General features: G+C 41.5%; 19 protein-coding genes. 16 read left to right on the forward strand and 3 right to left on the reverse strand.

Features of this window, described 5'->3' with window-relative positions:
* Positions 1–6 precede the first annotated feature (6 nt).
* A complete protein-coding gene (locus JOD21_RS05160; RefSeq protein WP_204728600.1) occupies positions 7–1,095 on the reverse strand; it encodes a hypothetical protein in 1,089 nt (362 codons plus the stop codon).
* Between the two features lie 117 nt (positions 1,096–1,212).
* Between JOD21_RS05160 and JOD21_RS05165 the strand changes: the two genes are divergently transcribed.
* Positions 1,213–2,007 (forward strand): patatin-like phospholipase family protein, encoded by a 795-nt coding sequence (locus JOD21_RS05165; RefSeq protein ID WP_204728688.1) that lies wholly within the window; start codon positions 1,213–1,215, stop codon positions 2,005–2,007.
* The gene (locus tag JOD21_RS05170; protein WP_204728601.1) at positions 2,000–3,034 is read left to right on the forward strand and encodes a SepM family pheromone-processing serine protease; all 1,035 of its coding nucleotides are present in this window, start codon (positions 2,000–2,002) and stop codon (positions 3,032–3,034) included. The genes JOD21_RS05165 and JOD21_RS05170 overlap by 8 nt, the downstream gene beginning before the upstream one ends.
* Before the next feature lie 235 nt (positions 3,035–3,269).
* On the opposite strand, the gene JOD21_RS05175 is transcribed toward JOD21_RS05170, so the two are convergent.
* Positions 3,270–4,472 carry a nucleotidyltransferase gene (locus JOD21_RS05175; protein WP_204728602.1) on the reverse strand — a complete coding sequence of 401 codons (1,203 nt, stop codon included), beginning with the start codon at positions 4,470–4,472 and terminating at the stop codon, positions 3,270–3,272.
* Positions 4,473–4,715: 243 nt separating this feature from the next.
* On the opposite strand from JOD21_RS05175, the gene JOD21_RS05180 reads away from it, so the two are divergent.
* The 4 genes from JOD21_RS05180 to JOD21_RS05195 all read left to right on the forward strand — a co-directional run bounded on the left by JOD21_RS05180 (position 4,716) and on the right by JOD21_RS05195 (position 7,298).
* Complete coding sequence (locus JOD21_RS05180; RefSeq protein ID WP_204728603.1) at positions 4,716–5,261, forward strand: YceD family protein; 546 nt, start codon at positions 4,716–4,718, stop codon at positions 5,259–5,261.
* Positions 5,262–5,321: 60 nt separating this feature from the next.
* Complete coding sequence (gene rpmF / locus JOD21_RS05185; protein ID WP_039808711.1) at positions 5,322–5,495, forward strand: 50S ribosomal protein L32; 174 nt, start codon at positions 5,322–5,324, stop codon at positions 5,493–5,495.
* Between the two features lie 139 nt (positions 5,496–5,634).
* Positions 5,635–6,387, forward strand: coding sequence for an enoyl-CoA hydratase/isomerase family protein (locus JOD21_RS05190; protein ID WP_204728604.1), 753 nt, complete (start codon positions 5,635–5,637; stop codon positions 6,385–6,387).
* Between the two features lie 326 nt (positions 6,388–6,713).
* Positions 6,714–7,298 (forward strand): RsfA family transcriptional regulator, encoded by a 585-nt coding sequence (locus JOD21_RS05195; RefSeq protein ID WP_204728605.1) that lies wholly within the window; start codon positions 6,714–6,716, stop codon positions 7,296–7,298.
* 40 nt (positions 7,299–7,338) lie between these two features.
* Here the strand turns inward: JOD21_RS05195 and JOD21_RS05200 are convergent, their stop codons facing one another.
* Positions 7,339–7,815 (reverse strand): N-acetyltransferase, encoded by a 477-nt coding sequence (locus JOD21_RS05200; RefSeq protein WP_041122310.1) that lies wholly within the window; start codon positions 7,813–7,815, stop codon positions 7,339–7,341.
* A 160-nt stretch (positions 7,816–7,975) separates the two neighbouring features.
* On the opposite strand from JOD21_RS05200, the gene JOD21_RS05205 reads away from it, so the two are divergent.
* The 10 genes from JOD21_RS05205 to JOD21_RS05250 all read left to right on the forward strand — a co-directional run bounded on the left by JOD21_RS05205 (position 7,976) and on the right by JOD21_RS05250 (position 18,373).
* On the forward strand, positions 7,976–9,316 hold the full coding sequence (locus JOD21_RS05205) for an acetyl-CoA carboxylase biotin carboxylase subunit (RefSeq protein WP_204728606.1): 1,341 nt from the start codon (positions 7,976–7,978) through the stop codon (positions 9,314–9,316).
* Between the two features lie 5 nt (positions 9,317–9,321).
* Positions 9,322–9,534, forward strand: coding sequence for an acetyl-CoA carboxylase biotin carboxyl carrier protein subunit (locus JOD21_RS05210; protein ID WP_041122536.1), 213 nt, complete (start codon positions 9,322–9,324; stop codon positions 9,532–9,534).
* 21 nt (positions 9,535–9,555) lie between these two features.
* Positions 9,556–11,094, forward strand: coding sequence for an acyl-CoA carboxylase subunit beta (locus tag JOD21_RS05215; RefSeq protein ID WP_204728607.1), 1,539 nt, complete (start codon positions 9,556–9,558; stop codon positions 11,092–11,094).
* Between the two features lie 162 nt (positions 11,095–11,256).
* The gene (locus JOD21_RS05220; RefSeq protein WP_204728608.1) at positions 11,257–12,159 is read left to right on the forward strand and encodes a 2-dehydropantoate 2-reductase; all 903 of its coding nucleotides are present in this window, start codon (positions 11,257–11,259) and stop codon (positions 12,157–12,159) included.
* Positions 12,159–12,545 carry a DUF3397 domain-containing protein gene (locus tag JOD21_RS05225; RefSeq protein ID WP_204728609.1) on the forward strand — a complete coding sequence of 129 codons (387 nt, stop codon included), beginning with the start codon at positions 12,159–12,161 and terminating at the stop codon, positions 12,543–12,545. The genes JOD21_RS05220 and JOD21_RS05225 overlap by 1 nt, the downstream gene beginning before the upstream one ends.
* Before the next feature lie 78 nt (positions 12,546–12,623).
* Positions 12,624–14,234 (forward strand): bacillithiol biosynthesis cysteine-adding enzyme BshC, encoded by a 1,611-nt coding sequence (gene bshC, locus JOD21_RS05230; protein ID WP_204728610.1) that lies wholly within the window; start codon positions 12,624–12,626, stop codon positions 14,232–14,234.
* Between the two features lie 186 nt (positions 14,235–14,420).
* Positions 14,421–14,852 carry a division/cell wall cluster transcriptional repressor MraZ gene (gene mraZ, locus JOD21_RS05235; RefSeq protein ID WP_204728611.1) on the forward strand — a complete coding sequence of 144 codons (432 nt, stop codon included), beginning with the start codon at positions 14,421–14,423 and terminating at the stop codon, positions 14,850–14,852.
* 27 nt (positions 14,853–14,879) lie between these two features.
* The gene (rsmH, locus tag JOD21_RS05240; protein WP_204728612.1) at positions 14,880–15,815 is read left to right on the forward strand and encodes a 16S rRNA (cytosine(1402)-N(4))-methyltransferase RsmH; all 936 of its coding nucleotides are present in this window, start codon (positions 14,880–14,882) and stop codon (positions 15,813–15,815) included.
* Between the two features lie 21 nt (positions 15,816–15,836).
* Positions 15,837–16,190 carry a cell division protein FtsL gene (gene ftsL, locus JOD21_RS05245; protein WP_041122317.1) on the forward strand — a complete coding sequence of 118 codons (354 nt, stop codon included), beginning with the start codon at positions 15,837–15,839 and terminating at the stop codon, positions 16,188–16,190.
* Between the two features lie 80 nt (positions 16,191–16,270).
* Entirely contained in the window at positions 16,271–18,373 is a 2,103-nt protein-coding gene (locus tag JOD21_RS05250; protein WP_239581425.1) for a penicillin-binding protein, read from the forward strand.
* Positions 18,374–18,401: the final 28 nt, after the last annotated feature.

The following is an 18,401-nucleotide window of genomic DNA, read 5'->3' on the forward strand; positions in this document are numbered from 1 at the left end:
TCCCGGCTAAAACCGGGACTTTTCTGTGCGAAACGTCAATAGAGAAGTGAGTATGCCAAATGCAATCAGAGAAAGTGTAATGAACTGTGAAGTTGTCATCCCGTATTCCAATGGAGCAATGGCTTCTTTTACTGCAGGTGAATCCAGGTTGAGCGGAAAAATGATCGTGTAAATGACAAAAAGCAGCGGTGAAATCACTGCATGAAGCAGTCTGGAATACAGGTATGACTTATAGGAAATAGGGAGATGGCTGATGAAAGATACAATCTGCATATGTATACACAAACCGCTGAATGAAGTCATTGAAAGAATAAGGATCGCAGCCATGTAAGTGGATGAAGCAGAGGCTGCTGATTCTGCACCATTTGAGAGTTCCAATAAACCAGAGATAAACAGATTGACTCTCACCTGGTGTGTACCAGTATATATTTCCTCCAAAAGCTGATTACATGATTCAATCAGAACAGAAAAAAATACAATCAGACCGCCGACTGTCAGAAGCTGTCTGACGGATGATGCGATCGATTCCCTGAATAAAGCAAGAAAATCAGCAGGCTCTCTTTCACTCAGATCTGTATGAAAAGAAGGACCTTTTATGTATTTTCCGGCTGTGATTCCTATGATGATATTTCCAGTTAGATGGCATAAAAATAAAACGCTGCCCAGGGTTGGCTGATTCATCATGCCCCCTGCGACTGCACCGATTAAAAACATTGGACTTGCCCCGTTGGTAAAACAGATCAGACGCCTGGCATCAGCTATACTGATTTTATTTTTTTCGAGAAGATCTGCAGTCATTTTTGCACCGGTTGGAAATCCTGATACAGATCCACTGAAGAATACGATTGCCCCGTAACCTGAAACGTTAAAAAGTTTTCTTGTTACAGGAGAAATATAAGATGCAAATAAATTCACCCACGGAATATAAGGGAGTAAAGCGGTAAGAACAAAAAATGGAAAAAGTGATGGAAAGATAATATCAGTAAAAAGCCGGATTCCGCGCATTGCAGCATCAATGGATGACATCGGATAGGATAGCATAAATACAAAAAATAGTAAGAACATGAATGAAATGATATGTTCTCTGAATTTCATCTGAATCGGCTCCGTTACGGTGTGATTAGTTCTTTTTATAGCGGGGCAGTGCTAAAATTAACTGTATAGTGATTGTATGATGCAAAGTGAAGGGTAGAACTGCCGGTTAGGGGTGTGATAAAGGTGAATCCGAAAATAGGATTGGCGCTTGGGTCTGGCGGATCAAGAGGTTTTGCACATCTGGGCGTATTAAAAGTGCTGGAGCGTGAAAATATTAAGATTGAGTATGTAGCCGGCAGCAGTATGGGTTCATTAGTTGGGGCTTTATATTGTGCCGGGCAGAGTATAGAGGATCTTGAGAGACTTGCTGATACATTCAGAAGCAAGTATTTTATGGATCTGACGGTACCGAAAATGGGTTTTATAGCAGGAGAGAAATTCAGACAGTTTGTTAAGCTGTTTACACACGGTAAGAAAATTGAAGAACTGAATATTCCATTATCAATTATTGCAACAGATATTGTAAATGCTGAAAAGGTTATTTTTACATCCGGACCCATAGACAGGGCCGTCAGAGCGAGTACTGCGATACCCGGGATTTTTGTGCCGGAAAAAATTGATGGTAAATTACTTGTTGATGGCGGTGTAATTGACCGTGTCCCCGCCTCTGTCGCAAAAGATATGGGTGCAGATCTTGTAATAGGAGTAGATGTATCACAAGTAAAAAAGCATGCTGAAATCAATACGATTTACGATGTCATTATTCAAAGCATTGATATTTTGCAGACGGAGATTGTTCATTTGAAAATGACAGGAGCAGATATTCTGATCTCCCCGAAAGTTGAGCAGTTCAGCAGTAAATCTTTTCAGTATGCCAAACAAATCATTCAACTTGGTGAAGAAGCTGCAGAAGCTGCTTTGCCGGATATTTTAAAGGAAATTGAACGCTGGAAGGAGCTTAGACATGAATAAAAAATCAATGGTTATACTACTGATCATCATGATCATTTCAGTGTTCCTGAGTTTTTATACGCTGCCCTACTATATTCAAAAGCCTGGAAGTGCATTCGCACTTGATGACATTGTAGAAGTAACGGATGGAACAGAGAGCGAAGGTGACTTTTCATTAATGACAGTTTCTCAGGTACAGGCAAACGTTTTTGCATATGCGTGGGCATATTTTAGTGATTACCAGGAGATTTTTAAAATAGAAGATGTCAGAAACCCTCATGAGAGTGAGGAGGAATATGATGTCAGGCAGCTGTTTCTAATGGATAATTCGGCAGCGAACGCGATAGAAGTAGCGTTCAAAGAAGCCGGAGCCGAGTTTGAATATATATATAATGGGATTTATGTTTTAAATGTTTTTCCGGGGATGCCTGCAGAAGGCGTATTAGAGGCTGGTGACCGGATTATTGAAGTCGATGATATCCAACTGGAATCTTCGGAACAATTCATTGATTATGTTTCTGAAAAAGAAGCAGGTGATTCAATTTCTTTAGTGGTTGAAAGAGATGGGGAAGAATTAGCGGACCAGCTTACACTTGCTGAATTTCCTGATAATAATAATCGGGTCGGGATGGGAATCTCGCTTGCAGATGATATCGAGTTAAATACTGATCCGGAGGTAGAAATAAATGCAGGAGATATTGGAGGACCGTCAGCAGGACTGATGTATTCACTTGAAATTTATGATCAGCTTGTTGAAGAGGATCTGACTTCAGGTAAAATGGTTGCAGGAACCGGTACAATCTCATCCGATGGGACGGTAGGGAGAATCGGGGGGATTGAACAGAAAGTGGTAGCAGCGGATAAAGACGGAATTGAAATTTTCTTTGCGCCTGATGATGAATTACCTGAAGATGTGCAAGAAAATAATCCTGAACTGAAGTCGAATTACGAAGCTGCTGTTGAAACTGCAGAAAGTATTGGAACTGATATGGAGATTGTTCCTGTAAAAGAATTCAGCGATGCATTAGAATATTTAAATTCTCTATAAATCTTGAGCCTGAGACAAAAAGATGATATTTGTTGTTTGAATTACTTTTTATTGAAATAAATCTTAGTGGAACGGAGCGTAAGGCGGTGACTCCGGGACGATTAGCGGGACAGCTGAGACCCCACAGCCGAAGGCGAGGAGGCTCAGCGACCGCCGTCCGGAAAGCTTCCGCCTGAAGCGCAGTGAAACGATTAGAGGCTGAGACAATTTTTATAATGTCCCAGCCTCTTTTCATTTATAAAATAACCGGCGGTGCTGTATAGTCTCTGCTGATCATTTTTTGTCTGTATATAGGATCTGAAAATCCCATTGCATATGTTCTGGATGCTCTGATATCAATTGCACATAACTCCTCATGTTTCCGGCTCAGCTTACTGATAACCGGTAGCGCAAAATCATTTTTGTGTATATTTAAATATTCCCTGCCCTTTCCTGTCATTCCAAGCATTCTGAGGTAGGAAGGCGAGCTGTTTTGCTGCACGTCAGTTTTCAGTGTTTTTGTTAACAGATGTGTTAAAATCCGTTGAATTCTAGTCCACGTATACCGTTTTGTTTTCACCTGGTGCATAAACTCATGAAAACTGCTGCTTGCAGCTGCAGCAATCAGTCTGTATTCAATCCCTTCTTCCATTTCATATATATCTTTCAGTGACTGGGGGGAGGACGTCAGGAGCGTATGCTGGATAAATGGCCAGTATGGTTCCCAGCTCATCAGCTGGCCCCCGTTATTTATGTATGCTTCTGTCATGAGAAAAGTTGCTTCAGGAACATGTTTTTTCACTGTGCTGAGTCCTTCCTCAAGAACTTTTTTTCTGATTGATGTTGCACTGGAAATGTAAGTCTCATGCAGTGTTTCGTCATGATACTCGGAAGCAGTTCTTTTAATAGTGTAAGGTGTCATGACAGATGAGAATAAATCAGCAGCTTTTATATATTGATATCCAAGCATATTGTTCGGTCTTGACAGATCAAGTCCTGCTTTATGTTCAAACAGCTGTCTGTAACCGCGAGCGGCTGCTGAGGGATAACTTATACCAAGCTTCATCTGTTCGCGGATCGCTTCCTGCAGAGAGTCATGCTGCTCTTTTTCAAGCTTCAGCTGATCGAGAAACGGTTCGATCCGGCCGTTTTCACTGCCGAAACAGATTGAACTGCATCCTGCAGCGTGAAGCAGTTTCACGGCACCTTCAGCAAAAATTGATGCATGCTGTACTGCAAAGTGATAAGGTAATTCAAAAACAATATCCACACCGGATCTCAGGGCCATTTCAGCACGTTCCTGTTTTGGTAAAATGGCGGGTTCTCCTCTTTGCAGGAAGTTCCCACTCATCACTGCAATGACAAGGTCACTGTCTGTTTTCTGACGTGATTGTTGTGCGTGTAATAGATGACCATTATGAAAAGGGTTATATTCGACAACAATTCCGCAGGCTTTCATATCAATCATTCCTTTCGAAAAAAATTTCTGCTTATTATTGGGAAAGTAATAACTATACCTTTATATTCTAACTGATTTGCGTTATAATAGTATGTAGTTTCGGCCGGTAAAAGCAACCGGTCTTTTATTGTGCAACTTAAACCGTAAATACTTTCAGGCCGGTACTTTCAGTTGTAAAGAAAAAATCTTGACATTCCTTTATACAGGGAATATAATCTACTTTGTGCCTTGAGGTGATGACAGATGAAATGGTCAATCATTCAGCTGCAGAAATATCGCAATGAAGACTTCAGGATCGACGAAACGGTAGACATGAATGAACTGACAGAACGCCATCGTGATATCAGACAGGTCAGCCCTGTTCATATTACAGGACGCGGTGATATCAGTTCGTCGAGAATAACGTTTCATCTTCAGATCGAAACAACACTTACACTGCCTTGTGCGAGAACACTTGTAGATGTAGCATACCCTGTTTCTCTTCAGACAGTGGAAACTTTTATTCTTAATTCATCTTATGTGGATGAAGAGTTGAATGAAGAAGTACATGAGCCGGAAGGTGAAGTCATTAATCTTCGTCCGGTCATTGAAGAAATTCTGCTGACACTTGTGCCACTTCAGGTCTTTAGTGATAAAGCCATGAAAGAAGAAGGCATGGACAGTGGAAAAGGCTGGGAAGTTTTATCTGAGGAAGAGCTTGAAGAAGCAAGAGAAGAAGAGCAGCAGGAAGAGCCTGCAGCAGACCCGAGACTTGCTGATCTTGCGAAATTTTTTGACGAAAAAAAATAACCCGTAAAAACTGGACCTCTGGTTCATTTTACAATCACTCTCTTTAAGGAGGTGGGAAACATGGCAGTACCATTTAGAAGAACATCGAAAACCGCTAAAAGAAAGCGTCGTACGCATTTCAAGTTATCTGTACCAGGTATGGTAGAGTGCTCTAACTGTGGAGAAATGAAGCTTTCTCACCGCGTGTGTAAAGCGTGCGGAACTTATAAAGGCAAAGAAGTTGTAGGAAAATAATAACTTCTGCTGAAAACCTGCAAGAGGGACCATGGCCCTTTGCAGGTTTTTTTGCGTCTGAAAGACTTAAAAACAGGATACAGATTATGAACATCCCGTGTTACAATGATGAACAGATTCAGGTAAAGGGGATTCGGACATGGGGTATATGATTCATAAAAAAAATCACGCACTGATTTTTACAATTGACAGGCCGGATAAAAGAAATGCTGTGAACAATGAGGTTATGGATGGACTCGAGAAAGCTGTAAGAGAAGCGGAACATAATAATGCTATTAAAGCGCTCATTATTACAGGTAAAGGAGATGAAGCATTCTGCTCTGGAGGGGATCTTCAGGAGTTTCATAAGCTGAAAACACAGAAAGAGTCTTATAAAATGCTCTCAAAAATGGGAGGGATTCTATACAGAGTTGCTACACTTAACAAAGTGACTGTTGCATTTATTAACGGAACTGCGATCGGGGGAGGATGTGAAATTGCGACTGCCTGTGACTACAGAATTGCCCGGCCAGGTGTGAAAATGGGATTCGTTCAGGGGAACCTTGCCATCACAACAGGATGGGGCGGTGGTACCTTATTATATGAGAGACTTCCGTCAAATCAGGCATTCCGTCTATTGACTGAAGCGAAAATTCACTCTGAAGAAACGTTAAAAGAGCTGGGATTCATTGATCAGACAGTCAGCGCATCATCTGCTGAAGACATGATTGATCTGTTTAAAGATGTATTTAAAAAAACCGGCCCTGTTTTATCAGCATACAAAAAAATGCTAAACAGAAAATGGGCTTCAGGTGATCTGCGGGACCGAATGGAAAGCGAGATTCATGAATGCTCAGTCCTTTGGGAAAAAGACGAACATCATGAAGCGGTGGAGAAGTTCTTAAACAAATAATTATGTTAAAGATAAAAATTGTTTTAGCACAGCTGCTGATTGCAGCGGAAGGGGGCGCCTCCAGCAGGAGAAGTCGGACAGGTGAGACTCCGCAAGCGCCCCGAGCTGAAGAGGTCCGATTGAATCGGAGCCACAAGACGGCTCATGCGGAAAGCGTCCCCCTGGAGCGGAAATCAACAGCCGATTTTAACAATGCTAAATATATAAAAAATAGACATAAAAAATACGTTTTTCGTATTTTTTATGTCTATTTTTTTATATTGAAGCATAAGATATCAGTAGATTCAGAAAGTAGTAAAAAGAATGAGATGACTGGGGGAATCATTGTGAAATTCAGACAGGACGGATGGACATCCAAAGAAGATCAGTTATTAAAGGAAAAAGTGCTGACACATATTGAAGAGGGCAGCACCCAGCTGAATGCGTTTGAGGAAGTTGCAATTGAACTGAACAGAACGCCTGCAGCATGCGGATTCAGGTGGAACTCCTGCCTGAGGAAAGAATGCCAGAAACAGATCTCAGATGCTAAGAGAACTAGGTACGCTAAAAGAAGAGAAGAAGAGAAAAAGAATACAGTAAAACATAATGACTGGTCAGCCGAACAGCTATTACAAAGAATGAACCAGTGGATCTCAAGACTTGAAACCCAACAGCCGGATGAGGAGCTTGAGCTGAAAATCAAAGAAACAGAAAAAGAGCGTGAACGGCTGGAAAAAGACAATGAATTCCTGAGAGAACAAATCTCCCAACTGAAGGAAGATTATCATGCACTGCTCTATTTAATTGAAAAAGCGAGAAAGCTTGGATCAGAGGATGCTGAGAGGTCTTCGAGTGTATTTAAGATGGAACCAAACGGTAATCTGTTCAGAATGGATAAAAAGGCAGTGAATGAATCATCAGATCATTATTAGATATATAAAGGCTGAGACTACTGTCTCAGCCTTTACCTCATTATTCATGAACTTGTTCTGTTACACCTTCAGGGTACCAGACCATCGGGTTTTCTCCAAGGTCCCGCTCCAGGTCATAAGTTACGCGTTCGAAGCCCATCTTCTCCCAGAATTCAGTTGAGTTAACTCTCGGGTTCGTTTTGATTGGCAGGCCAAAGCTTTTAGCGAACTCTACCATTTTAGATCCGTAGCCTTTTTTCTGATAGCCCGGCAGCACTTCTACTTTCCATAGCTCGAGATAATTCTGAGGCGGCTCGAAGTACTGGTCAAATCTTGCATCTCTTTTGTATAGGTTCATTCTCGCAACTAACTTATTGCCGAGGTAGATCCCATAGAAAGGTGATTCACTATCGTTTTCCACCATATTTGTTTCGAGTTCTTCTTTCATTGACAGCTCCTGTACGCCAACTTCCCGAAACTTATTAAACTCTTCAAGAGTTTTGTAATTGATTTTTAAATTTTCCACTTTAAATGACATTCCGGACACTCCTATCAATTTTCTAATATGATCATGTAACCGCTTTAAGCAGTTTCTGACTATATTATATCGCAACGGGTCAAAAAATTCTGCACATTTACTTAGAAAGCGTTTACAATAGAATGTGGGATGGGGAAAAATAAACAGAAGGGGGATTCATATGAGAAAAATACTGATTGCAAATCGCGGTGAAATTGCACTGAGAATTATCAAAACATGCAGACGGATGGATATTGAAACAGTTGCTGTATACTCTGATGCAGATAAGGACCTCCCATACGTCCAGGCAGCTGATACTGCTCTGCATGTAGGCCCGCCACCGGTTGCCCAGTCTTATTTACATATTGAAAGGCTGCTTGAAATTGCTGCAATAGAAAAAGTTGATGCGATTCATCCCGGTTATGGCCTGCTCTCTGAAAACGCCGACTTTGCCGAGCGTATTGAAAAAGAGGGATACATTTTTATTGGTCCGTCCTCTTCAGTCCTGAGGAAAATGGGAGATAAAATTGAAGCGAGAAAGACAGTGGCTGAAGCAGGTGTTCCTGTCGTGCCAGGGTATGAAAGTGAATCCATGACGCTTGAAGATGCCTGTAGAGAAGCAGGCAGAATTGGTTATCCGGTTATGCTGAAGGCGAGCAGCGGTGGAGGCGGTGTCGGAATGGTGCTGTGTGATAATGAGCAAGCGCTCACTCAGCATTTTGAACCGACGATCAAACGCTCCCAGACATATTTTGGTTCAGGTAAATTATTTATTGAAAAATACATCCCGAAAGCACGACACATTGAAGTACAGATCTTTGGGAATGCGGAAGGAAAAGTTTTTCATCTGTTTGAACGTAACTGTTCGATCCAGCGACGGAATCAGAAAGTGATTGAAGAATCACCATCACCATCACTCACTCAGCCGGCTAAGGATAAGCTGTATGAACTTGCAGTCCGGGCTGCTGAAGCAGTGAATTATAAAAATGCGGGTACGATTGAGTGTATTCTCGATGCAGATGAGAATCCGTACTTTCTTGAAATGAACACACGCCTGCAGGTTGAGCATCCGGTAACTGAAGAAGTGACCGGAATTGATCTTGTAGAGTGGCAGATCCTGACTGCATTTAACGAAAAGATCCCTGTTCTCAGCCAGGAAGATATTCAGCAGCAGGGCCATTCAATTGAATTTAGAATTTATGCTGAGGACCCGAAAACGTTCTATCCTTCACCCGGCACGCTTGAAAAACTGGAGTTTCCTGAAGGCGAAGGTATCAGAGTAGACGAAGGGTACAGAGAATCAAATAAAGTCACACCATATTATGATCCGATGATCGCCAAATTTATCGTGACTGCGGATTCAAGACAGTCCTGTATCAGTCAGGCAAGACAGGCAATCGATTCAATAAAAGTCGAGGGTGTTAAGACAAATATACCTGTTCATAAAGCCGTGCTTGATTCAGCTGAATTCATGGACGGGAAATACCACACACAAACATTAACGAAAATTAAAGGAGAATGATGAAAATGACACAGATTACTTCAACAATGGCAGGAACAGTTCTGCAGGTATTGGTAAATCAGGGAGATGAAATTGAAAATGGTCAGGCTGTAATGATGCTTGAATCGATGAAGATGGAGATCCCTGTGGAAGCAGAAACAGCTGGTAAAGTAAGTGAGGTTAAAGTAAACGCAGGGGATTTTGTAAATGAAGGTGACACACTGCTCGTACTTGAATAATCAGGAAAGGAGAGAGGGATTATGCAATCTGAGACAATTCAAAACAGGCTGAAAGAAGCAAGGGATACGATTAAAAAAGGCGGGAAGCCTAAGTATCATGAAAAACTCAGCGAACAGGGGAAAATGTTTGCACGTACAAGAATAGAGCATCTGGTAGATGAAGGTTCTTTTAAGGAAGATGCAATGTTTGCAAACTTTAATGCGGGAGACCTTCCTGCTGACGGTGTCATTACAGGTACAGGACTGGTTGAAGGGCGTCCTGTATGTATTATGGCAAATGATTCAACGATAAAAGCCGGATCATGGGGCGCGAGAACAGTTGAAAAAATTATCCGCATTCAGGAGACAGCTGAAAAGTTGCGTGTTCCAATGCTTTATCTGGTGGATTCAGCGGGTGCAAGAATCACTGATCAACTTGATATGTTCCCTAACCGCCGCGGGGCAGGGCGGATTTTCCACAATCAGGTGAGGCTGTCAGGGACGATCCCTCAGATCTGCCTTCTTTTTGGACCTTCAGCTGCCGGTGGTGCATATATCCCCGCATTCTGTGACATCGTGATTATGGTGGAGGGGAATGCATCCATGTATCTCGGTTCACCGAGAATGGCTGAAAAAGTCATCGGTGAAAAAGTGTCACTTGAAGAGATGGGTGGCGCAAGGATGCATTGCTCAGTAAGTGGTTGTGGTGATGTCCTTGCTAAAGATGAAGAGGAAGCGATTGAACATGCGGTCAATTACTTAAGCTATTTTCCATTAAACTTCGAAGGTGAGATTCCCGTAAAAGAAGCGCGGGCGAAGCAAAGTGATAAAGAATTATCAGGCCTGATCCTCGCAAACCAGAATGCGCCGTTTAACATGTATGAAGCCATTGATACACTGATCGATGAGGGCAGTTTCTTTGAAATTAAAAAGTTGTTTGCACCTGAACTGATCACAGGTTTTGCCAGAATGAACGGGAAACCGGTAGGGATCATTGCCAACCAGCCAAAGGCAAAGGGAGGCGTGTTATTTGTAGACTCAGCTGATAAAGGTGCAAAGTTCATCCAGCTGTGCGATGCGTTCAATATTCCGTTATTGTTCCTTGCTGATGTTCCTGGCTTTATGATCGGGACAAAGGTTGAACGGGCAGGCATCATCCGTCACGGTGCAAAGTTAATTTCTGCGATGAGTTCCGCGACTGTGCCAAAAATTTCTGTAGTTGTACGAAAAGCGTACGGTGCAGGATTATATGCAATGGCAGGTCCTGCTTTTGAACCGGATTGCTGTATTGCACTCCCGTCTGCCCAAATCGCAGTAATGGGACCTGAAGCTGCAGTCAATGCAGTGTATTCGAATAAAATTCAGGACATTGAAGATCCGAAAGAAAAAATCGCTTTTGCACAGGAAAAGCACAAAGAGTATCAGGAAGAAATCGATATATACAGACTTGCATCAGAACTTATTATTGACGATATTGTAGAACCTGATGAGCTGAGAGATGTATTGATCAGCCGCTTTGAGTACTATGCTTCAAAAACCATTCCGATGCCGCCAAAAAAACACCCGGTGTATCCGGTATAACACACTTACCGCCAGAAGCGTTTTCTGGCGGTATTCTTCTGAATTGCGATATCAGGGTCTCTTATTATTTTTATACAACTGTAATCAGCCAATCTTCAGCTGATTTTATTAAAAAAATGATGCTATTTCACCTGCATTGTCTGATAAACTAGATAAAAAGGAGTGATCATTATTCGGGTAAATATCATAGGAGCAGGGTCAATTGGACTCCTTTTTGCTCATCAATTACAAATATGCGGTCATTCTATACATATAAGCACTAGATCTGATGAACAGGCCCACACTCTAAATAAGAATGGTGTAACTGCACCACAGAGCCAGGCAGTCAAAGTAGCAGCTTCCCAAATAGATAAAACAACTTTCAATGAATCAGAAGCAGTAATCATTGCAGTTAAGCAGTATCATTTAAATGAAATCTTACCTGCTTTAAGACGGGTGCCTGATCATATTCCACTGATCTTCCTGCAAAACGGCATGTCGCATCTTACATATCTCTCTTCAATCCCACACAAACATATTTTTGTCAGTACAGTGGAGCACGGTTCAAAAAAGCTGAACAGTCATACCTATCAGCACAATGGCATCGGCTGGTGGCGTATTGCCTGTTACAGGGGTGACAGTAAACTGGTGGATCGTTTTACTGCCTGTAACAGAACTGATTTTCCAGTTGCATTTGAAGATAATTATGAAATATTGCTGACAGTTAAGTTAATTAAAAACCTCATGATCAATCCTTTGACAGCGTTATTTAATGTGAGAAATGGTGAGCTTGAAGCTAATGCCCGTTACAGAGAAATGATGAAGTTACTTTACAGCGAAATTATGTTCATTTTTCCTGAAGCGGTCACACACTGCAGGCTGGATGATATTTTTGATTTATGTATGAAAACTGCAGAAAACGAATCATCGATGCTCTCTGATATAAAAGCTGGCAGAAAAACAGAAATTGAAGCAATGACAGGCTACGCTACAAAAATCGCTGAAGAAAAAAAGGTAAAGCCCCTGATTATACCATTTCTTGAAAATGCTATTCTTGCCATTCAGGAAAGGGAGGAGAAAAATTAATGGTTGCTGCAGCAAACCTTCTCAGCATACTGCTATATGCACCTTATCTGATCTATCTGCTTGTTTTTATTATTGTTAAGAAAATATCATCAAGGCACCGTCTGGCTGTTTCTTCCGGTATCAATGCAACAAATCCATTCCTAATCGGATCAGTATACTTTCTCATTCTTTTTATATGGGAGATATCAATTTTCTGGGTTCTCTGCTTAATCGTAGCTGCTATCGGAATCCTTACTGCATTTTATATAAGAAGTAAAAAGGATGACTTCACCATCTCAAATATTATTAAAAGTACGTGGCGGCTTTCTTTTTTAGTATTCTTCCTGCTGCATATAGCACTTATTGTGACCGGAACTGTGTTATCGATCTATGAATCATTGCTTTAGCGAGCAATATTCTTTCGGCTTTCGAAAAGCGGATGGTATACTGACAGTGGACTAATGCGGATTAAAGGAGAATTTCAGATGCTCGTAAAACAATTTGACCTTCCGGCTATTCAGCCTTTCGCTTCGGCGTATATAAAAGAATCTTCAAATACAATGAAACATTTCCATTATTCATACAGTCATGATTTTAAAAAACGGCTGACTGATCTGGATCAGCGTTCTTTTATGAGAAATGAACTTGCTGCCTGTATTGAATCATTTATGGGAAATCTCCCTTCTTCCCGGGAGACTGCTTCTTCACTGGATGCTTTAAAAGGTGATGGGGTAGCAGTTGTTGGAGGACAGCAGGCCGGTCTGTTAACCGGACCGCTTTATTCAATACATAAAGTCCTATCAATTATAAAATTTGCTGAAAAACAATCTGAAGACCTTGGAAGAAAAGTGATCCCGATTTTCTGGATTGCTGGAGAAGACCACGATTTTCTTGAGATTAATCATGTTTATACTGAATCTGAAGGTAAACTGATTAAAAAGGGTTACCCTGAGCGGGTGCTGACTAAAAAGATGGCGTCAGATATTAGCTATAGTCATTCAGAGATGGAAGCATGGATTGACGAAGTGCTTTCTGAATTTGGTGAGACATCCCATACTACAGGATTGAAGAAAAAATTATACAGAGCAGCTGCAGACTGTACAAATATATCAAAAATGTTTGCCTGGCTGATTATGGATCTGTTTAAAGATACAGGTCTGCTGGTACTGGATGCGGCTGATCCGGAGCTTAGAAAACTTGAATCATCTTTTTTCAAGCAATTGATTGAACAGAACCAGGAAATTAACCGGTCAGTATTAGAGCAGCAGAAATTGTTAAAGCAGGATGGATTTTCTCCAATGATTGAGCTTGAGGAAGATGCAGCAAACCTTTTTATCAGAAGAGATGGAGAGAGACAGCTTCTATTTTATAAAGATGATGCTTTTTATGATAAAGATGGCAGGTCTTATACCTTTAAAGAAATCATCAATACAGCAGAAAATTCTCCTGAGGATCTCAGCAACAATGTGGTAACAAGACCGCTGATGCAGGAATGGCTGATCCCGACGCTTGCGTTTATTGGTGGGCCCGGAGAAATTGCTTACTGGGCTGAACTAAAAACCGGATTTGAGAAAGCCGGTTTTCACATGCCACCTGTCGTGCCGAGACTCAACTTTACGATCGTGGAACGTCATATTGAACAGTATGCAGCTGAGCTTGGAGTAGAGATTGAACACGCCATTTCAAATGGGACAGAAAATGAAAAGACAGCATATTTTGACTCAGTAAAAGATCAGTCTCTCAGATCAGTGATTCAGGAAACAGAAAAACAACTGGAAAATCAATATGAAGAGATTAAGAAACTCTCGAACAAATATGACCCGGCCTTTAATCAAATCGTAGAAAAGAACCTGAACTTTCATCTGAAGCAGCTGACGTTTCTCCAGATGAAATCTGATCAGTCCATCAGTCAAAAGCATGGTCATATCCTGAGGAGATATGACAGCGTGCAAAACGCTCTGAGACCACTAGGCGGCCCCCAGGAGCGGATCTGGAATATATATTATTATATTAATCGCTATGGAGAAACTTTCATGAGCGATCTGCTCAAAGCAGAGGCAGCATTTAATCACAAACATAATATTATTTATATCTGATGAAAAAGCTGTCCGGAATCAATGTTCCGGACAGCTTTTTTATTGGAATGAGATTGATTTGAGCTTTGTTTTTAGAAAATTCATTCATTTTTTATTCTTTAATATTACAGTTGTGTTATTATATCAGAAACGAGTGGTACAAAGTGGGGGACTGTGGTACATTTATTTTGAGAGGTGGGAAACCTGATGTTCATGGGGGAGTATCAACATTCAATCGATACAAAAGGGAGAATCATTGTCCCTGCAAAATACCGTGAACATGTCAAAGATCTTTTTGTGATCACAAGAGGTCTGGATCAGTGTTTATTTGGTTACCCTATGGATGAATGGCGCCGTCTCGAGGAGAAAGTCCGTTCACTTCCTGTAACGAAGAAGGATGCAAGAGCATTTGCCAGGTTTTTCTTTTCCGGTGCAGTTGAATGTGAGATTGACAAGCAGGGGAGAATTAATCTTCCCAAAAATTTAATTGATTACGCGAAAATTGAAAAAGAATGTATGATTATCGGGGTTTCATCAAGAATTGAAATTTGGGATAAAGCAGTTTGGACAGATTATTTGTCTGAATCCGAAGAATCATTTGCAGAAATTGCAGAAAACCTGATTGATTTTGACTTATAGAATTTAAAAAGTGTTGAGGTGGCAAGGATGTTTGATCATACGACTGTCCTTTTGAAAGAAACAGTTGATGGACTGAATATTAAAAAGGACGGTATATATGTAGACTGTACGCTTGGCGGTGCAGGACACAGTGAGTATTTATTATCCCAATTATCCAGTGAAGGTCATCTTTATTGTTTTGATCAGGATAAAACAGCCATTGAACATGCAAAACAGAAACTAGCGCCTTATAAAGGTCAAGTGACATTTATTCAATCGAATTTCAGACATTTAAAGGAAGAGCTGAATGAGCGCGGTGTTATGAAAGTAGACGGCATTTTATATGACCTGGGTGTTTCATCTCCACAGCTGGACACACCTGAAAGAGGATTCAGCTACCATCATGATGCACCGCTTGATATGAGGATGGATCAGTCTTCACCTCTGACAGCAAGAGTGGTGGTAAATGAGTGGCCTTTTGAAGATCTGGTCAGAATTTTTTTCAGATATGGGGAAGAAAAATTTTCTAAGCAGATCGCCCGGAAGATCGAAGCTGCGCGTGAACTTAAGCCGATTGAAACGACGGCAGAGCTTGTTGAATGTATTAAAGATGGAATACCTGCACCAGCAAGACGAAAAGGCGGACACCCTGCCAAAAGAGTTTTCCAGGCAATTAGAATTGCAGTGAATGACGAACTTGGTGTCATCGAGGAGTCGCTTGAACAGGCAATCGGGATGCTGAATCCGGGGGGAAGAATCAGCGTCATTACCTTCCATTCTTTAGAGGACAGAATCTGTAAAACAATGTTTAAAGAAGCTGCAAAAGGACCGGAATTACCACCTGGTCTGCCGGTGATTCCGGAAGGGTACGAACCTGAATTAAAGCTGATTACCAGAAAGCCGATCACAGCAAGTGAAGAAGAACTTGAACATAATAACCGTTCAAGATCGGCAAAACTTAGAATAGCAGAGAAAAACAGATAAAAGCGAAATGGGGGAAATAGAATGATGAACTCTGCAAGAAATCTTGAGCACAAGCAGTCTGTTCAGGTTACAAAGAAAAAAGTAGTCAAGAAAAGGACGTCCGCATTTACACTTGGTGAAAAAATGATCGCTGCAATCTTTGCTGCATTCGTGTGTATTGCGAGTCTTCAAATCATTACTGCCCAGGCTGAAATCTATAATACAAATAAAGAGATTCAGCAACTAGAATCCAACATTGTGACCCAGGAAAATGTGAATAATGACCTGACAATTCAGGTGAGTCAGATGAGTACATATGAGCGTGTCTGGGAAAAAGCAAAAGAACTCGGACTGACGCTGAATGATTCAAATGTTAAGGTTGTGCAGCAGCCATGAGGAAATTGAAAAAGAATTGGGGAGCCTACCTGCTGTTTACAGTATTTAGTGCTCTCTTTTTCATTTTAGTTGTAAGATTTATGACTTTACAGATCACAGGAGAAGCAGAAGGCAGAGATCTTGCAGCCCAGGCTCAGGCGCAGTATGCAAGAAGCCAGATTCTTGAAGCTGAAAGAGGGAAAATATTGGACCGTAACGGGGAAGTCATTGCAGAAGATACGCAGACTTATAAAATCGTAGCGGTACTGGATGAAAATCTGACCACAAATGAAGAAAACCCTCGTCATGTCATGAATCCTGAATCGACTGCAAAAACACTATCACAGTACCTGGACCTTACAGAGAGTGAAATCCTCGATATTCTTACACTTGACAGAAAACAGGTTGAATTCGGTACTGAGGGTAAAGATATCCCACTGGAAATTAAGCAGCAGATAGAAGATGAAAAATTGCCGGGTATATTCTTTCTTCAGGACCTGAAAAGATTTTATCCAAATGGTATTTTCTCATCTCATCTGATTGGATACGCCCAGCCTGAAGCAACAGACGATGGCATGGTAAAGACCATTGGTAAAATGGGGATAGAAAAAAATCTCAATGACTTTCTTGAAGGAAAAAGCGGTGAACTTTCATTTGAGACTGATGCAAGAGGTTACCTGCTTCCTGGCGGTGAAGAGGCGATTAAAAAAGCCCGGGATGGCCATGACGTATATTTAACGATTGATAAAAAAATTCAGACATTCTTAGAAGACGCAATGAGTCAGGTATCTGAAGAATATAACCCCGGCAATATGTTCGGAGTAGTTGCTGATGCCAAGACCGGTGAAATCCTTGCGATGAGCCAGCGTCCAACGTTTGACCCTGATACGCGTGTAGGTTTAAGTGATAACTGGTATAACCAGATTGTCGAGAGTACGTTTGAACCTGGTTCTACATTTAAAACCTTTTCACTGGCGGCGGCTGTAGAAGAAGGAGTGTTTAATCCAAATGCTACCTATCAATCAGGCTCATATGACGTACTGGGACAAAAAATTAGTGATCACAATAATGTAGGGTGGGGAACCATCAGTTATCTCGAAGGTGTACAGCGGTCCTCTAACACAGCATTTGCAAAACTGCTCGAATTAATGGGAGACGACGTATATAGAAACTATCTGGATGACTTCGGTTTCGGTCAAATCACAGGAATTGACCTGCCAAATGAAGCACCCGGTAAGATCCTGTATAATTATCCGCTGGAAAAAGTGACGACTATTTTCGGGCAGGGTACAACAGTGACACCCTTGCAGATGATTCAGGCGGAAACCGCGATTGCAGGTGACGGTCAAATGAAGCGTCCGTACGTTCTTTCAAAAGTGGTTAATCCTGATACTGGTGAAGCGGTATATGAAGGGGAAACGGAAATAAGCGGACAGCCGATTTCAGCTGACACCGCAGCAAAAGTAAGAGAATATCTTGCCACTACTATAACGAGTGAGGCGGGGACAGGACAGCCATTCAGTATAACTGGATATGAAGTGGCAGGAAAGTCCGGCACAGCTGAAATTCCTGATCCAAATACAGGCGGGTACATGAGAGGCAGAGATAATTATCTCTTTTCATTTATGGGAATGGCACCAGCTGATGATCCTGAACTCATCGTATATGTCGGGGTGCAGCAGCCTACGCTTCCACTTGATGAAATTGGTTCTGTTCCGGTATCAAAAGTGTTCAATCCTGTTATGCTGAATAGCCTTAAATACCGTAATATTCAACCGGCTGAAGCGCCTGTAAAAGAAAATGTATCAGTAAAAGATTATACAGGTCAAAATGTATCAGATGTGAGACAACAGCTCGATACAGCAGGTCTTGAAGTCATTGTACTGGGCAATGGGTCTGTGATTAAGAGCCAGTCAGCTGTAAACACTGACTTAATAGCCGGTGAAAAGCTGATACTGGTTACAGATGGTGAGTTAACGATACCTGACCTGACCGGTTGGTCTTACAGGGACGTAGTCAAAGCTGCAGTAGCTGCGGATCTTCAGCTGAATGCCTCAGGCGCAGGCTTTGCAGTTCAGCAGAATGTAACCGCAGATACCATCATTACTCAGGATCAGCCGCTGACAGTAAAATTTGAAACACCTGAAGAAACAAGAACAAGATTAAGCCAGCCTGAAGAAGAGAGTGAACTTCCACAGGACTGAATTATACTCGTCATGAAGCCTTTTCTGA

It is taken from the genome of Jeotgalibacillus terrae (genome assembly GCF_016908195.1).
GTDB lineage: Bacteria > Bacillota > Bacilli > Bacillales > Jeotgalibacillaceae > Jeotgalibacillus > Jeotgalibacillus terrae.

Excerpts from the sequence above, each read along its gene's own strand:
- JOD21_RS05160 (WP_204728600.1), bottom strand. The coding sequence starts at position 1,095 with ATGAAATTCAGAGAACATATCATTTCATTCATGTTCTTACTATTTTTT.
- JOD21_RS05170 (WP_204728601.1), top strand. The coding sequence starts at position 2,000 with ATGAATAAAAAATCAATGGTTATACTACTGATCATCATGATCATTTCA.
- JOD21_RS05175 (WP_204728602.1), bottom strand. The coding sequence starts at position 4,472 with ATGAAAGCCTGCGGAATTGTTGTCGAATATAACCCTTTTCATAATGGT.
- JOD21_RS05180 (WP_204728603.1), top strand. The coding sequence starts at position 4,716 with ATGAAATGGTCAATCATTCAGCTGCAGAAATATCGCAATGAAGACTTC.
- rpmF (WP_039808711.1), top strand. The coding sequence starts at position 5,322 with ATGGCAGTACCATTTAGAAGAACATCGAAAACCGCTAAAAGAAAGCGT.
- JOD21_RS05190 (WP_204728604.1), top strand. The coding sequence starts at position 5,635 with ATGGGGTATATGATTCATAAAAAAAATCACGCACTGATTTTTACAATT.
- JOD21_RS05200 (WP_041122310.1), bottom strand. The coding sequence starts at position 7,815 with ATGTCATTTAAAGTGGAAAATTTAAAAATCAATTACAAAACTCTTGAA.
- JOD21_RS05205 (WP_204728606.1), top strand. The coding sequence starts at position 7,976 with ATGAGAAAAATACTGATTGCAAATCGCGGTGAAATTGCACTGAGAATT.
- JOD21_RS05210 (WP_041122536.1), top strand. The coding sequence starts at position 9,322 with ATGACACAGATTACTTCAACAATGGCAGGAACAGTTCTGCAGGTATTG.
- JOD21_RS05215 (WP_204728607.1), top strand. The coding sequence starts at position 9,556 with ATGCAATCTGAGACAATTCAAAACAGGCTGAAAGAAGCAAGGGATACG.
- JOD21_RS05225 (WP_204728609.1), top strand. The coding sequence starts at position 12,159 with ATGGTTGCTGCAGCAAACCTTCTCAGCATACTGCTATATGCACCTTAT.
- bshC (WP_204728610.1), top strand. The coding sequence starts at position 12,624 with ATGCTCGTAAAACAATTTGACCTTCCGGCTATTCAGCCTTTCGCTTCG.
- mraZ (WP_204728611.1), top strand. The coding sequence starts at position 14,421 with ATGTTCATGGGGGAGTATCAACATTCAATCGATACAAAAGGGAGAATC.
- rsmH (WP_204728612.1), top strand. The coding sequence starts at position 14,880 with ATGTTTGATCATACGACTGTCCTTTTGAAAGAAACAGTTGATGGACTG.
- ftsL (WP_041122317.1), top strand. The coding sequence starts at position 15,837 with ATGATGAACTCTGCAAGAAATCTTGAGCACAAGCAGTCTGTTCAGGTT.
- JOD21_RS05250 (WP_239581425.1), top strand. The coding sequence starts at position 16,271 with ATGACTTTACAGATCACAGGAGAAGCAGAAGGCAGAGATCTTGCAGCC.